Raw genomic sequence first — 14355 nt, forward strand, 5'->3', positions numbered from 1 at the left:
ACCGATTATTCTCTGACTTGGTAATTCCCTTCTTTATGTTACGCATCTTCCCCTGCTTCATTTGGATATTTCTCCTGTAAAAACTCCACAGATTGATTGATCAATGCTTTCAAAACATCCACATTAATATCAGCAAGTTTATTAATATACACACAAGCTTTTCCGGTTGTATGCTTTCCGAAATCTGTCAGCAGATCCTCTCTTCTGTCATCACCGGCTGCAAAATATAAACTATGCTTTGCCCTGCGTGGCGAGAATCCGACTAATGGCGCATCTCCTTCATGACCAGATGCATATTTATAATGATAGGAACCAAATCCAATAATGGTTGTTCCCCACATTTTAGCCGGATATCCAGTTGTTTCTGTAAAAATTTCAAGCAGCTTATAAGCATCCTCTCGCTTTTTGGCATTGTCAATATCCTCAATAAATGCCACAACATCTCGATCATTTTCTTTCATTTTTTGCTCATACATCTTTCATTTCCCCTCTCTTTCCCTCTGCTTTATAATACATACGAATATTCCAATTAAACATTTTAGCAGTAACTCCTCCGGCTTGCAGCAAAGCCTTTCGCATTTTATCACTATATGGAATTGTTTTTACTTTTTTATCACCTAAGTATAGGCCAATTAAGCCTTGATGGATCATTTCATGAAATTTCCGATCTGGCAACCCGCGTACATCTGTTTTTGTCTGTTTAATAAAATAAAGGAAACGCTCTTTCATTTTATTCCAATCCTCATAATAACTACAAAAGTTAAGATCTCCTTCGTCACGATCCTCTTGTTGATCAATATAGTAATCAAGCAAGATATGCAGCCCCTGCATGTAAGGAAAATAGCCATCATAAATAGCTTGCGCTGTATTTGATTTGAGTTTTCCGCCAAGTCCGTAAGATACAAGACAAAAAATTCCCAAGGTTGAACCACTCGCAGCAGAAAATTCATACCATGAGAGATTTTCATTCGTATCTTTATTTTTTTCAAACCATGACGTTAACCGTGGAATTCTTTCTCTTAACTGTACATGCTTATGAACCTGTAAATCTGCGTATAATCCTTGGAGTTTGAGAAGCTGATTCTGGATTTGTTCAAAGGATGCTACATCTCTTAATGTTTCTTGACATGTTTGAACTAACTCCGCAAGATAGCCTCCATCAGCTTGATCATCTCGCAGTTCATAATAATTTTTCATTGGATTCATAGGCGTTAAAGCATCCTTCATCGCTTCATGCAACATACGGAAATCCTTAGGATCAAGCGAAGTGCTTCGATCACAAAGATTATCCAAATAATCACTGATTGTTTGATACGCAACAATAAAACGAACTGCTTTTTTCTCTCTTTCTCCAGCAAGCAGTGCATAAACACTTCCACCTTGACAGTGAAATCGTTTATCTTTTATGCTAGCAAGAGCTTGGGTGCGCAACTCATCATTCGGTATCTGCTCTGCTCTACGCTTCCAGTAATTCATTTCCTCATCAACCATTGGAAAGATTCGTTTAAACACGATTCTTAGTAATGTAATCGCATTTTTTGGTACCTTTGTCAATCTATTTCCTCCATTCCAATTGGTGAAATTTGCTATACTAATTATAGCATCATATACAATAGGAAAACAAAAAACAAGGGGATGTAAACATGATTAGGCCTTACAAAAATATTTATCCAACCATTCACGAAACTGCTTTTATTGCAAAAGATGCTGTAATAAATGGAGACGTTACGATTGATGAGGAATCTAGTGTTTGGTTTAAAGCAATTATCCGCGGTGATGTTGCGCCAACTCGAATTGGGAAACGGGTTAACATCCAGGATTTTTGTATGCTGCATCAAAGCCCAAATAAGACACTTCTCATTGAAGATGATGTCACAATCGGCCATCAAGTTACCTTACACTCTGCTATCGTTCGGAAAAATGCCTTAATTGGAATGGGATCGATTATCTTGGATGGTGCGGAAATCGGAGAAAATGCATTCGTTGGTGCAGGAAGTCTTGTGCCACCCGGAAAGAAAGTACCTCCTAACACGTTAGTAATGGGAAGACCGGCAAAGGTTGTACGCGAGCTATCTGAAAAAGATTATGCGGAAATGGAACGGGTTCGTACATCTTATGTAGAAAAAGGTAAATATTATAAGGAAAATACAAATATGGGACATTAATCAGTTAGGGGCTTGAAATAATAGATCAAGCTCCTCTGTTTATCACCCTAGAAGACCAAAGAACTCAGACCTCAACGCTACAATGACAAGTGTGGAAATAAATATAACTTGACTGAGCGTAAATAGATAATCATTTTTCCCTTCTAGGTATTTCCACTCCATGTATGCTCGAAACAATTCCTGTATACCAGTGAAGATCATGCCAAGTAAAAATAAATACAGCGTAACATCAGAACTCGAGGAAATAGTTGTATAAATGAAATAAAATCCAGCACCTATGTATGCAATGACAGCTATTAATCGTAACCTTTTATCATACTTTTCATGTATATCGTTCACATAATTATTAGAAAACCATTTTGGACGCTTCACGTGCAATAATATTCTCATGATCGAATTAAATATAAAAATAATAAGTGAAAGCACACCTATTAATATGACAATATCCAGTAGTAGACCACTATTATCTTCATAATAGTACATGAGCATTCCTCTCTTTCTAGATTATAAATCGTATGCTAGCCCAAACTCCATCAGCTAAACAAAAAGCTGCACAACTCAATAAGAGCTGTACAGCTATAATATTATTTTGTCAATGCGATTAACTCATCAACTTTATCTGTTTTTTCCCATGAAAATGCAACATCCGTTCTACCAAAATGACCATATGCTGCTGTGTTTTTAAATATTGGCTGACGAAGGTCGAGCATCCGAATAATTCCTGCTGGGCGAAGATCGAATAATTTGCGAACCGCAGCTACAAGTGTTTCCTCGCTTACCTTTCCAGTACCAAATGTATTAATCGCAATGGATACAGGCTCTGCTACACCAATTGCATACGCCAATTGAACCTCACATGACTTCGCAAGACCTGCAGCAACGATGTTTTTTGCAACATAGCGAGCTGCATATGCAGCAGAGCGATCTACTTTCGTAGCATCCTTTCCACTAAATGCTCCACCGCCATGTCGTGCATACCCACCGTATGTGTCTACGATGATTTTACGACCAGTAAGTCCTACATCCCCCTGTGGTCCCCCAATTACAAAACGACCAGTTGGGTTAATGAAATACTTTGTGTTTTCATCCAAGAGATCAGCAGGTACAACGGCACGAACCACATGCTCAATCATATCTTTTTCAATTTGTTCAGTAGTGGTATCTTGGTGATGCTGTGTAGATATAACGATTGTGTCGATTCGGATAGGCTGATCATTTTCATCATATTCTACAGTAACCTGTGTTTTCCCATCCGGGCGCAGGTAATCTACAATTTTTTCTTTTCTTACATCAGCAAGGCGCTTCGCTAATTTATGCGCTAATGAAATCGGTAGTGGCATAAGCTCTTCGGTTTCATCACAAGCAAAACCAAACATTAACCCTTGATCTCCAGCACCTATTGCATCAATTTCATCCTCACTCATTTTTCCTTGGCGTGCTTCTAGTGCGGTGTCAACACCGCCAGCAATATCTGCTGACTGCTCATCAATTGCCGTCATTACAGCACATGTTTCCGAGTCAAAACCATATTTAGCTCGAGTATAGCCAATTCCTTTTATCGTTTCTCTTACAATAGCAGGAATATCTACATATGTGCTTGTCGAAATTTCCCCCGCTACTAACACTAATCCAGTTGTTACAGTTGTTTCACACGCAACTCGTGCATTCGGATCCTTTTTTAAAATTTCATCTAGGATAGCATCTGAAATTTGGTCTGACATTTTGTCTGGATGACCTTCTGTTACTGATTCTGAAGTAAATAAACGTCGATTTACAGCCATTAGGCTAAACTCTCCTTTATTGTATGTTACGGAACTCTAATTTAAATGTTCTACATATATTATTCAAAGTACCTTCAAAAGGTAAAACTTTTCCCACTGACCAGGTCAATCGCTTTTCTATGAATATCATTTTATATATAACTTCTCTATAAAAAACAAAAAAGCCTTTCCTTCAAAGACATGAGGAAAGGGTATACTGGCCTTTCGCTCTTATTGTTCAAGGAAGTGTTCCTTGCATCAGGTTAGCACCAATTCACATCATGTGATGGTTGCTGGGTTTCATCGGGTCTGTCCCTCCACCAACTCTGAATAAGAGTATCCGTTCAACCTTTAGATTAACGAAAGTAGCTGTAGGTGTCAACTATTTTCGGATGGTGGGCTATTATATATTTTTTATAATTTATTTTTAAATAGTATGGACTAATAATATAAATGTGTTATACTAATAAGCATCTTAAGAAAATAAAAGTTGTCACAAACGTATAAAATCCTTAAAAAGGCAGGAGATAATGACATGAAAACGGTGGAGAGATCATTAATTAAAGAGTTAAATGAACACAATAATATGCATATTAATTTGTCGGTAGCACAATTAGTAGAAAAAATTTTACGTTATCAAGAAGGAAGTCTTACTTCTACGGGTGCAATTCGAGCAACTACTGGAAAATATACTGGGCGTTCTCCCGAAGATAAATTTATTGTAAAAGATGAGGTTTGTACAGATTTTGTTGACTGGGGAAAGGTAAACCGTCCAATCGAAGAAAAAGTATTTGATAATCTTTACAGAAAAGTAATAGATTATTTAAAAGAAAAAGATGAACTTTATCAGTTTCAAGGGTTTGCTGGTGCGGATAAAAATTATCGCCTGCCAATTCAAGTCATCAATGAATACGCATGGCATAATCTTTTCTCACGTCAATTGTTTATCACGCCAACAGATGAAGAGTTAGAAAATCACCAAGCAGAGTTTACTGTTGTTTCTGCTCCAAATTTCAAAGCAGATCCAGCTGTCGATGGAACAAATTCGGAAACATTTATCTTAATCTCCTTTAAGAAACGTGTTGTTTTAATTGGAGGTACTGAATATGCCGGTGAAATAAAAAAATCTATCTTCTCAGTGATGAACTACTTGCTGCCAAAGCGAGATGTTTTGTCCATGCATTGCTCAGCAAATGTTGGTCTAGAAGGTGATGTAGCCCTGTTCTTCGGCCTTTCCGGCACAGGAAAAACAACATTATCCGCTGATCCTTACCGCCGTCTAATTGGAGATGATGAGCATGGCTGGAGCCCGAATGGCGTGTTCAATATTGAAGGTGGATGCTATGCAAAATGTATTAACCTATCGGAGGAAAAAGAACCCCAAATTTTCAATGCCATTCGCTATGGTTCTGTACTCGAAAATGTCGTTTTAAATGAAAAATCACGAATTCCTGATTATGATGATACGACATTAACAGAGAATACGCGTGCTGCATACCCGCTTGAGAATATTGATAACATTGTGTCACCAAGCGTTGCTGGCCATCCAAATACAATCATCTTTTTAACAGCAGATGCTTCTGGGACACTGCCGCCAATCAGTAAATTAACGAAAGAGCAAGCAATGTATCATTTCCTAAGCGGCTATACGAGCAAACTTGCAGGTACAGAGCGCGGAGTAACAGAACCGCAAGCAACTTTCTCAGCATGCTTTGGTTCTCCTTTTCTACCTTTGGCACCAGCAAAATATGCTGAAATGCTAGGTGAAAAAATTGATATGTACAATTCAAATGTGTTCTTAGTTAATACTGGCTGGACTGGCGGATCTTACGGTGTTGGAAACCGTATGAAGCTATCCTATACGCGTGCAATGATTCACTCTGCTCTAGAAGGCGAGCTGAATTCAATGGAAACTGTAAAAGATGAAATTTTCGGATTAGAAATTCCAATGCATGTTCCAGGAGTTCCAGATGAAGTACTCATTCCGAAAAAAACATGGAATGATCAAACAGCATATGAGGAGACGGCAAAATCACTAGCATTAAAATTCCATGAGAATTTCAAGAAATTCAATAATGCAAGTGATGCAATTAAAGAAGCCGGCCCGGTTTACCAAGGGTAATAATTCTGTTTACTCATCCCAAAAGGATTTTATTTATATGAGTGGAGTCAGTATCAGCATCATGCTGATAGCCAGCCTGTTTTTATGGGCTGGCTTTTTATGTTCCTCCCTCCAATTTTTACTTATAACCGATAGATCGATTTCCCCCTTTGACTATAACTGTATATTTCGGATTTTTGCTCCATTTTACACACGCTATTCTATTGCCCAGGTTATTAGTCCAGACCCATGCACTAAGGCTCTGTAACCTTAAATTCCCGCACCACTATACTTAAATCTGCAGTTTCAAAACCTTTACTATTCCCTCTCGCCCTCACCTCAACTAGGCATTCACACATTTTCCAGTTTCGCATAAACTGTGTTGATAAATGATCACGTATTCTGAAAGGAACGAAACGTATGAGAAAAATTAAATTGATTGCTGTTGTAACAGTTGTTTTCCTCATTTTCCTTTCTGCTTGTAATTCAGCGCAGACAACTAAAATCAGCTTAGCAGAGGTCACTCGCTCCCTCTTTTATGCACCACAATATGTAGCGCTCGAGAAAGGTTTTTTTGAGGAAGAAGGACTGGAGGTAGAACTTCAGACAACATGGGGTGGAGATACGACAATGACGGCACTTCTTTCTGGTGGAGCGGATATCGCGCTCGTCGGATCGGAGACTTCCATCTATGTGTATGCACAGGACTCTAAAGATTATGCGATTAACTTTGCACAGTTAACCCAGACAGACGGGACATTTTTAGTGGCAAAGGAGCCACAACCTGATTTTGAGTGGGAAGATTTAGAGGGTAGTAACTTTTTAGGACAGCGTGTTGGCGGGATGCCACAGATGGTTGGTGAATTTGTATTAAAGAATCATGGCATTGATCCACATGCGGATTTAGATCTCGTACAGAATATTGATTTTGCCAATATCCCTGGAGCATTTTCATCTGGTGATTATGAGTATGTCCAGCTATTTGAACCGACCGCTAGTATTTTAGAGAAAGAAGGTCAGGGACATATTGTTGCATCCTTTGGAGAAGAATCCGGTACAGTTCCATACACGGTATTCATGACGAAACAGAGCTTCATGGAAGAAAATGACGAGGCAGTTGAGAAATTCACCCGTGCGATTTATAAAGCTCAAGACTGGGTCGCGGAAAACAGTGCAGAAGAAATTGCTGAAGTTATTGAGCCTTATTTTGAAGACACAGATCTGGATATGCTTGCTGCATCGATTGATCGTTATAAAAGCCAGGATTCCTTCGCGGTCGATCCAATTTTAGATGAAGAAGAATGGGAAAATTTAAAATCAATTATGGATGAAGCTGGTGAGCTTCCAGCAGATGTTCCATACACTGATTTAGTGAACACAGATTACGCTGAAAGAGTTATGTCTGATTAAAGGAGGAGATTTTGTGTCATTTCTGACGTTGGACCATGTCTCCCATCATTACTTTTCTAAAGAAAGCTATACAAAAGCAATTGACAACATTTCCATAGCGGTTAAAGAAGGTGAGTTTATTTCCCTGCTTGGTCCGAGTGGCTGTGGTAAATCCACGCTCTTATCCATTATTGCAGGGATTATCCAACAAACAGAAGGTACGGTTTCACTTCAAGGGAAATCAACTGCCGAATCTGAGATGGAAATTGGCTATATGCTTCAGCAGGATTATTTATTCCCATGGAAAACAATCCTGGATAATGTCTTACTTGGACCGAAAGTCAATCATACGCTGTCAGATGAACTGAAGAAAAAGGCGATTCAGCTATTAAAAGAGGTTGGACTGAAGGATGTTGAGATGAAATATCCGAGTGAGCTTTCTGGGGGAATGCGTCAACGTGTAGCATTAGTCCGCACTCTGATTAATAATCCAAAGATTCTGTTGCTTGACGAACCATTTTCTGCACTGGACTACCAGACAAAGCTTAACTTAGAGGATTTAGTTTCCGATTTGTTAAAAAGCTATCATAAAACAGCGATACTCGTTACCCATGATATTGGCGAAGCAATTGCAATGAGTGATCGAATCTTTATGATGAATGCCAATCCTGGATCCATCGCAAAAACTTATGAAGTTCCAATCGAGCTTCGCAATGAAGTACCATTTCTAGTAAGAAGACATCCAAAATATCAACTTATCTTTGATAAAATATGGGATGCTCTTGAATCAAAAGAATCACAGCAAAAGGTGGTGGATATTCCAGATGAATGATCACCACTTATTTGAAAATTACAAACGTGGATTAAAACGAGAGAAAAAGATAGTGCTCTTTTGGCAGCTTACCATTCTCCTTTCATTTTTCTCACTTTGGGAAATTGCTAGTCGCCTGTACTGGATTGATCCGCTTCTTTTCAGTTCACCAAGCAGCGTATTTGAATTACTTGTCACACGATTTGCAAATGGTTCGATTTTCAATCACTTACAAGTAACCTTGTTTGAAACCATTCTCGGGTTTATTATAGGGACAATAGGTGGAATTCTCATTGCAATCTCACTATGGTCATCTGCACGATTTGCTAAAATTATGGGTCCCTATCTCGTCGTACTAAATGCAATGCCTAAGGTTGCATTGGGACCAATCCTCATTGTTGCACTTGGTCCTGGTTATTTATCCATTATTGCAATGGGATTTATTATTTCTGTTATTGTCACTACACTCGTCGTCTACTCTGCATTTAACGAAGTGGATCCAAATTATGAGAAAGTGCTCCGAAGCTTTGGAGCAACAAGATGGCAATGTTTTAAGGAAGCAATTTTTCCAGCGGCAATGCCAGCAATGATTTCTACCCTTAAAGTAAATGTGGGACTTTCTTGGGTAGGTGTTATTGTTGGGGAATATCTTGTTTCCAAGCAAGGACTTGGCTATTTGATTATTTACGGATTCCAAGTATTTGATTTCACCCTTGTTATGTCAAGTCTCGTTATTATTGCGATACTGGCAGCTATTATGTATAAGGTTGTGGAGAATTTAGAGCGATGGTTAATTCGCAATCGAAACACATAGCAAGTTTTGCTGTGTGTTTCTTATTTTTCGGAAAACTTGACGTTCGTTAAAGGGATTCTTAGAAAGTGTATTTTGCTTTCTAAGAATCCCTTTATATTTTGGCGTGCAAAGCTTTAGGCGAATGTCTTAGTTGCACTAATGCAGATAAGATCTGCCTATAAAAAGAAGATCAAACCATCAGATTTAATCTTCTTTTACTTGACTTTATGATGTTTCAAATAATCCATACAGTTTTCCAGTACGCCATCCTTCATTATAAAACTATATTTCTTCATTTGCTTTACTCTATTCGGGATAAATTTTAACAAAACTGGCCCTTCTGTTTCATAGTAGGTTTCTTGCTTTTTAAGCTCGTCCACAATCGCATAATAGACATTTTTTACGACAATATCTTTCCGACCATTCACCTTATATTGACCAATATAGCTTATCTCCTGAACTTTACCACCAGTTTCTTCCCTTACTTCTCGAATAGCAGCATCACACGCTGTTTCTCCTTCTTCTACCTTTCCACCCGGGAATTCCAATCCTCGTTCCCGATGCTTCGTCAGCAACCAATTTCCCTTGTATTTACAAATTACCCACACATGCTTAGGCTCCTGAGAAAAAGGATGATCGTCAAAGGAAAGCTTCACTTCATTGTTGTAGTAGTCTCTAAATGTTATCAAGTCATTCAACTGCCTTCTATTGTACGAAGTTCAAAAGTCCGGTAAAAATGACACATCGAGAACAGAGGACTCTCGACTAAAAACCGACACGTTCTGTGTTGTGTCGAACGCTGAAGTCAAAACATCCTGTGTAAGCCCGGTACGGATACTTCGTCTCCTCGAATTTCGAGGCATAGGATGTGCTAGCGCCAGCATTGCAACACAGCTTTTCGATGGGGCGAGTAATTACATTCCCAAGACGAGACTATACCCGACCCCGGTCTTTTTATCCTTCTTTTGAACACGTTTATACGTAAAACTGATGATAGTTAACATCTGTTATTTTCCAACCGTTATCATAGGTAAATTCAAACTCCACCTTATAATCACCATAAAGTTCTGTTGTGTTCTCCTGTATAACCTTAACGGTCGAAGCATCTACTGGTATCATATCATAATCATTTTCTTCTATAAACCATGGTGGTGTTTCAGTTGGTAAAATATACATCCCATCCGATTCTTCCAAGTAATAAAATTCAACATAGTCTTGGGCTACTTCTTTTGTAGTAACTTGCTCAAATGCCCCTAATAACTCATCTTTTGTCTGGAACCCGATAACTCTATAATCGTTATCCACATCTTGAACGAGAATATCCATAAATGTATTGGTCAGCGAAACGACATTCTCATGTGTTAAGGTCGGTTCCTGCTGGGCAATAGGTTTCTCCTTCATTTGATAGGATATCATTTTCTGTTGGTTTTCAGCATTTACATGCTCTACTTCTATTGGATTACCGAACATAATAATACATGTAAGGATTGCAATGGTTAAGCTCCACTTTAATACGCTATGCCGCTTTTTTCTCATATAAAAAGCCTCCCTGTTTTATGAATATATAAGTTATGAAAAAATGTTTCGTGGTAAACTATTCCTTTTTTTCAAGAGGCCTAAACACATTTATTGGATTGTTCAAAAAATCTGTTGAAAAGGACACTTTTTAAAATTATATTCCATTGCTTGTCTACATATGATTATCTCCTAAAATTCCCATTCCTTCAATATGAGAGCGGCTTTGTTCATCTCCAAGCTTATAAATCATTTCAAAAACCTTTGTCATGCTATCATCATAAGCGTCATTCGATTTATCATTGTGATAAAGCATGATTGGTACATGCGCACGTACATACGTATCTAATCCAGCCTTATCCATATTATCTAGCTTTGCTCGCAGCATTGTTACTTCCTCTGTTGTAGCATAAATTGTATAGTCATCATTATTCCCATAACGTACTAGTGAAATTTCACCTGCTGGTATACATACATAATACTTTTGTTTTTCCATAAGACACCTCCTACCATTAATTTGTCTCATCTAAAGAAAATTAAACAAAAAAAGAACATCTCCAATACGTGCAGATGTTCTCTTCGAAATCCAGCTTATGGTCGCTCCGGATCGGCGTCATCAATCGTTCCTTCTGTATATTTTGTTGGATTAACTTCTGTATCTACGATGTCATCCTCTGCTTGACGATTGCTTTTTTCTTTTACAATCGTTTCATCAATAGTTTTATCAAACTTGCGCAAGTACTTAGCAGCAAAGTCTTTTCCCCCTAAACCAAATGCAAGGCCGAATGCCAACGCAAGGCCACCAAGAATAAGGATAAACGCTGCATTCACAATCGCTGAGGCAATCCCTAATTGTGTTAATGCCATAAATCCTGCGAGCACAAGAATCGAATACTTCGCAAACGCAGCAAGCAGGTTAGCAGCTGGACCATCAAGTAGATTAACCAGCACTTTTTGAACGATGTTCGCTAAGATAACCGAAACACCTAATACGAGAACTGCTGCAAGCACATTCGGTAAATACGCTGTTATTGCTGCTGCAATTCCCACTAGGAAATGAAGCTCTATCAGATTTAGTGCTTGGACCGTTAAGAAAAAGACAATTAAAATTTGTACGATATACCCTGCAATTGCTGAAGGTGTCATTCTGTTGTCAGAAATGCTTTTTCCACCAATATGCAGTTGTGAAGCTAGCCGGTTGAAACCTAGACGTTGTAAGTAATTTTCAACAAATCCACCAATTAGTTTTCCTAACCAGATACCTACAAGAATGAGGGCTATGGCTATCAATATACTCGGAATCATCGTCATAACCGTATGCAGCATAGCAATTGCTGGGTCCGTAATACCTCTTAGCTCTAATTGTTCCAATGCAGCAATCGCAATTGGAATCATAATGACAATAAATACGACTTGCCCTACAAATGCTGCAAAGCTTGTTCCTTCAAAAAGCCTGGAAAGTTTTAAACGATTCATTAGCTTCTCTGAACCAACAGCTAGAAAGAGATTTGTAACAATGTTTTTCACTATTTTTGCGACAAACCAACCAACAGCAAAAATAATTGCAGCAGCAACTAACTTTGGAATGAATACAAGAATGGAAGATAGCAGCCCACTAAACGGCTCTGCAACTCCTTGAATATTTAGTGCATCCAGCACACCTGGAATGAAAAGTAATAGTAATAAGTAAAAGGCAATATTGCCGAGTGTATCTATATATTTTTTAATTTCCGATTCTGTTTTTGCGATTTTCAACTTGAAAAACAGATGCTGCAAGTTAAGCTTTTTACTGCCCTGAACAATAAGCCATCTAGCAATGCTAGCAATAATCCACGCAAAAAGAAGAATTAACGCTGCAGCTAAAACTGCTGGGATTATACTCAGGAACGTGGATATCAAGTCAGAAAGTGGATTTGCAATCATATTCAGATTAAGCACATTAAAGAACAAGATAAATACAATCAAGAGAAGTATGTAATATACGACTTTCCCAATTACCTTCTCTGATTTTATTTCTTTATCACTCATACGAAACTTATGAATTAATTTATCGTCCCAATCGGTTTTGGAACATGCTTTTTCAACGGCATTTCCGATTGCTTTAGCAATAAGCCAACCAACCAGCAATATAATAAGAGCTACAACAAAATTTTGTAAACCCTGCATAAAGCTTGATGTAACATACTGATCCATAAAGTTATCCATAAAACAAATGCTCCCTTCCAGAATTTAATAATATATACCATAAGGGAGCAATCTTTAAACCTAATCTTTTATTAGTAAATTAATGGTTTAACTTGTTACGTACTAGTTTATTGCTTGCATTCCTTGGGAGATCATTGACAAAATAAAACTCCTTCGGTTGCTTATATTTAGCTAGACGTGTTTGGAGGTATTCTTTAATTTCTTCAATAGTTACATCCATCTCTTTCACGATAAAAGCAATTGGGACCTGTCCCCACTTGTCGTCCGATTTTCCAGTAACACCGGCTTCTTTAATTTGCTTCATCCCACTTAAAACACCTTCAATTTCCGAGGGGTAAATATTTTCCCCACCCGAAATAATTAAGTCCTTTCTACGATCCACGACATATAAATAGCCGTCTTCATCTAAATAGCCTAAATCACCTGTCGCTAGCCATCCCGCTTGAAACGATTCTTCATTTGCAGATTGCTTATGATAATATCCCTTGGTCACCATTGGACCTTTTACAAGAATCTCCCCAATTGAATCATCTGCTTGTGTTTCAATTTTAAGCTGGGCTGGAAATAATGCCTTCCCTGCAGAACCGAGCTTTTCCAGAGCATCCGTTGGACTCAGTGTAACGATTTGGGAAGCCGTTTCTGTCATGCCATAAGACTGAAAAACTGGCACGTTTTTTTCCTTTGCTCGCTCTAATAAAGCTTTTGGCGCTGGACCACCACCAAGCAGTATACAACGTAATTCCTTCGGATAGCTTGCTTTGCCAAGCTCATCGAGGAGTCGTTGAACCATCATTGTAACGACCGAAACAATTGTCACACCCTTTTCCATTAATGCGTAGTGAACTGCCTTCACATCAAATTTTTCTAGTAAGTAAATCGGCATCCCGTATATTACACTCTTTATCGAGGTTGATAAACCACTCACATGAAAAATCGGCAGTGGAATTAACCATTTATCACGCTTGTCAAGGCCAAGATTTAGAGCAGAGCCCATTGCACTCCACCAATGATTCCCATATGTATGTACAACACCTTTCGGAAACCCGGTCGTTCCTGATGTATACATAATTGTAAAAATAGCATCTAAATTCAGTTCGGTCTCTAATATCGCCTTCTTCTCTGGCAATACATCAATATCGGAAAAGGAATGGATTTTTTCTACTTGCAGCATGGAAGCTTGCTCTTTTAACGAATCTGCTGTTAAAAGGAAAGTAGCATTTGCATCCTTCAGCTGATAATTTAATTCATCATTCGTCAGTCTTGTATTGAGTAGAACACCAACTGCACCAAGATAGCTTAATGCATGAATCGCATTCAACATCGGAATTTGATTCGTGGAGAGGATCCCAACATGACTTCCTTTTTCAATTCCAAGATATGTTAATTTTCGAGCAAAACGCTGACTGCTTTCTCTTAGCTCATTAAATGTAACCATCGTACCGTCGTCCATTTCAATTGCTGGATGGTCTGGTGATAAGTCTGCTTGTTTCGTTAACCAATGCGGAATCGTATCCGTCATTTTTCATTCTCCTTAACTACATTATTTCAGCATGTTTCGCTCTCTGAACAACCTCTATCACATAAAGTGAAAAACCTTTGCCATTAGAAGCAAAGGT

The 14355-nt window shown here is 38.4% G+C and carries 14 protein-coding genes and 1 riboswitch; of the genes, 5 read left to right on the forward strand and 9 right to left on the reverse strand.

From position 1 onward, the window contains the following. Nucleotides 1-38 precede the first annotated feature (38 nt). Both NYE61_RS05405 and NYE61_RS05410 read right to left on the reverse strand, forming a co-directional pair. A complete protein-coding gene (locus tag NYE61_RS05405) occupies nt 39-476 on the reverse strand; it encodes a DUF1801 domain-containing protein (protein WP_095309139.1) in 438 nt (145 codons plus the stop codon). After that, the gene (locus tag NYE61_RS05410; RefSeq protein WP_095309284.1) at nt 469-1491 is read right to left on the reverse strand and encodes a tetraprenyl-beta-curcumene synthase family protein; all 1023 of its coding nucleotides are present in this window, start codon (nt 1489-1491) and stop codon (nt 469-471) included. Before NYE61_RS05410 ends, NYE61_RS05405 begins: the two co-directional genes overlap by 8 nt. Before the next feature lie 152 nt (nt 1492-1643). On the opposite strand from NYE61_RS05410, the gene NYE61_RS05415 reads away from it, so the two are divergent. After that, entirely contained in the window at nt 1644-2165 is a 522-nt protein-coding gene (locus tag NYE61_RS05415) for a gamma carbonic anhydrase family protein (RefSeq protein WP_303447887.1), read from the forward strand. 42 nt (nt 2166-2207) lie between these two features. Here NYE61_RS05415 and NYE61_RS05420 read toward each other — a convergent pair whose 3' ends face one another. Beyond that, nucleotides 2208-2648, reverse strand: coding sequence for a DUF4181 domain-containing protein (locus NYE61_RS05420; protein WP_251661355.1), 441 nt, complete (start codon nt 2646-2648; stop codon nt 2208-2210). Nucleotides 2649-2749: 101 nt separating this feature from the next. Next, the gene (metK, locus tag NYE61_RS05425) at nt 2750-3946 is read right to left on the reverse strand and encodes a methionine adenosyltransferase (RefSeq protein WP_251661357.1); all 1197 of its coding nucleotides are present in this window, start codon (nt 3944-3946) and stop codon (nt 2750-2752) included. Between the two features lie 207 nt (nt 3947-4153). Then, a riboswitch (SAM riboswitch) is annotated at nt 4154-4262 on the reverse strand. 198 nt (nt 4263-4460) lie between these two features. On the opposite strand from metK, the gene pckA reads away from it, so the two are divergent. From pckA to NYE61_RS05445, 4 genes are all read left to right on the forward strand, one after another. Next, nucleotides 4461-6047, forward strand: coding sequence for a phosphoenolpyruvate carboxykinase (ATP) (pckA, locus tag NYE61_RS05430; protein ID WP_303447888.1), 1587 nt, complete (start codon nt 4461-4463; stop codon nt 6045-6047). Nucleotides 6048-6446: 399 nt separating this feature from the next. After that, nucleotides 6447-7436: an ABC transporter substrate-binding protein gene (locus tag NYE61_RS05435; protein ID WP_118888819.1), complete on the forward strand. Its 990-nt coding sequence runs from the start codon at nt 6447-6449 to the stop codon at nt 7434-7436. Between the two features lie 13 nt (nt 7437-7449). After that, on the forward strand, nt 7450-8247 hold the full coding sequence (locus NYE61_RS05440) for an ABC transporter ATP-binding protein (protein ID WP_118888818.1): 798 nt from the start codon (nt 7450-7452) through the stop codon (nt 8245-8247). After that, the gene (locus tag NYE61_RS05445; protein ID WP_118888817.1) at nt 8240-9040 is read left to right on the forward strand and encodes an ABC transporter permease; all 801 of its coding nucleotides are present in this window, start codon (nt 8240-8242) and stop codon (nt 9038-9040) included. The genes NYE61_RS05440 and NYE61_RS05445 overlap by 8 nt, the downstream gene beginning before the upstream one ends. Before the next feature lie 194 nt (nt 9041-9234). On the opposite strand, the gene ytkD is transcribed toward NYE61_RS05445, so the two are convergent. The 5 genes from ytkD to NYE61_RS05470 form a co-directional block, all read right to left on the reverse strand. After that, on the reverse strand, nt 9235-9708 hold the full coding sequence (gene ytkD / locus NYE61_RS05450; protein ID WP_095309155.1) for an RNA deprotection pyrophosphohydrolase: 474 nt from the start codon (nt 9706-9708) through the stop codon (nt 9235-9237). A gap of 286 nt (nt 9709-9994) precedes the next feature. Beyond that, entirely contained in the window at nt 9995-10555 is a 561-nt protein-coding gene (locus tag NYE61_RS05455; protein WP_095309157.1) for a hypothetical protein, read from the reverse strand. A gap of 154 nt (nt 10556-10709) precedes the next feature. Beyond that, nucleotides 10710-11030, reverse strand: coding sequence for a hydrolase (locus NYE61_RS05460; protein ID WP_303447890.1), 321 nt, complete (start codon nt 11028-11030; stop codon nt 10710-10712). Nucleotides 11031-11125: 95 nt separating this feature from the next. Beyond that, nucleotides 11126-12739, reverse strand: coding sequence for a mechanosensitive ion channel (locus NYE61_RS05465; RefSeq protein ID WP_303447891.1), 1614 nt, complete (start codon nt 12737-12739; stop codon nt 11126-11128). Between the two features lie 79 nt (nt 12740-12818). Further along, the gene (locus tag NYE61_RS05470) at nt 12819-14258 is read right to left on the reverse strand and encodes an o-succinylbenzoate--CoA ligase (RefSeq protein ID WP_303447892.1); all 1440 of its coding nucleotides are present in this window, start codon (nt 14256-14258) and stop codon (nt 12819-12821) included. Between the last annotated feature and the right edge of the window lie 97 nt (nt 14259-14355).

Source organism: Oceanobacillus sp. FSL W7-1304, from assembly GCF_037969805.1.
GTDB lineage: Bacteria > Bacillota > Bacilli > Bacillales > Amphibacillaceae > Oceanobacillus > Oceanobacillus profundus.

Excerpts from the sequence above, each read along its gene's own strand:
- NYE61_RS05415 (WP_303447887.1), top strand. The coding sequence starts at position 1,644 with ATGATTAGGCCTTACAAAAATATTTATCCAACCATTCACGAAACTGCT.
- NYE61_RS05470 (WP_303447892.1), bottom strand. The coding sequence starts at position 14,258 with ATGACGGATACGATTCCGCATTGGTTAACGAAACAAGCAGACTTATCA.
- NYE61_RS05435 (WP_118888819.1), top strand. The coding sequence starts at position 6,447 with ATGAGAAAAATTAAATTGATTGCTGTTGTAACAGTTGTTTTCCTCATT.
- NYE61_RS05410 (WP_095309284.1), bottom strand. The coding sequence starts at position 1,491 with ATGGTTGATGAGGAAATGAATTACTGGAAGCGTAGAGCAGAGCAGATA.
- NYE61_RS05405 (WP_095309139.1), bottom strand. The coding sequence starts at position 476 with ATGTATGAGCAAAAAATGAAAGAAAATGATCGAGATGTTGTGGCATTT.
- NYE61_RS05460 (WP_303447890.1), bottom strand. The coding sequence starts at position 11,030 with ATGGAAAAACAAAAGTATTATGTATGTATACCAGCAGGTGAAATTTCA.
- NYE61_RS05465 (WP_303447891.1), bottom strand. The coding sequence starts at position 12,739 with ATGGATAACTTTATGGATCAGTATGTTACATCAAGCTTTATGCAGGGT.
- pckA (WP_303447888.1), top strand. The coding sequence starts at position 4,461 with ATGAAAACGGTGGAGAGATCATTAATTAAAGAGTTAAATGAACACAAT.
- NYE61_RS05445 (WP_118888817.1), top strand. The coding sequence starts at position 8,240 with ATGAATGATCACCACTTATTTGAAAATTACAAACGTGGATTAAAACGA.
- NYE61_RS05455 (WP_095309157.1), bottom strand. The coding sequence starts at position 10,555 with ATGAGAAAAAAGCGGCATAGCGTATTAAAGTGGAGCTTAACCATTGCA.
- metK (WP_251661357.1), bottom strand. The coding sequence starts at position 3,946 with ATGGCTGTAAATCGACGTTTATTTACTTCAGAATCAGTAACAGAAGGT.
- NYE61_RS05420 (WP_251661355.1), bottom strand. The coding sequence starts at position 2,648 with ATGTACTATTATGAAGATAATAGTGGTCTACTACTGGATATTGTCATA.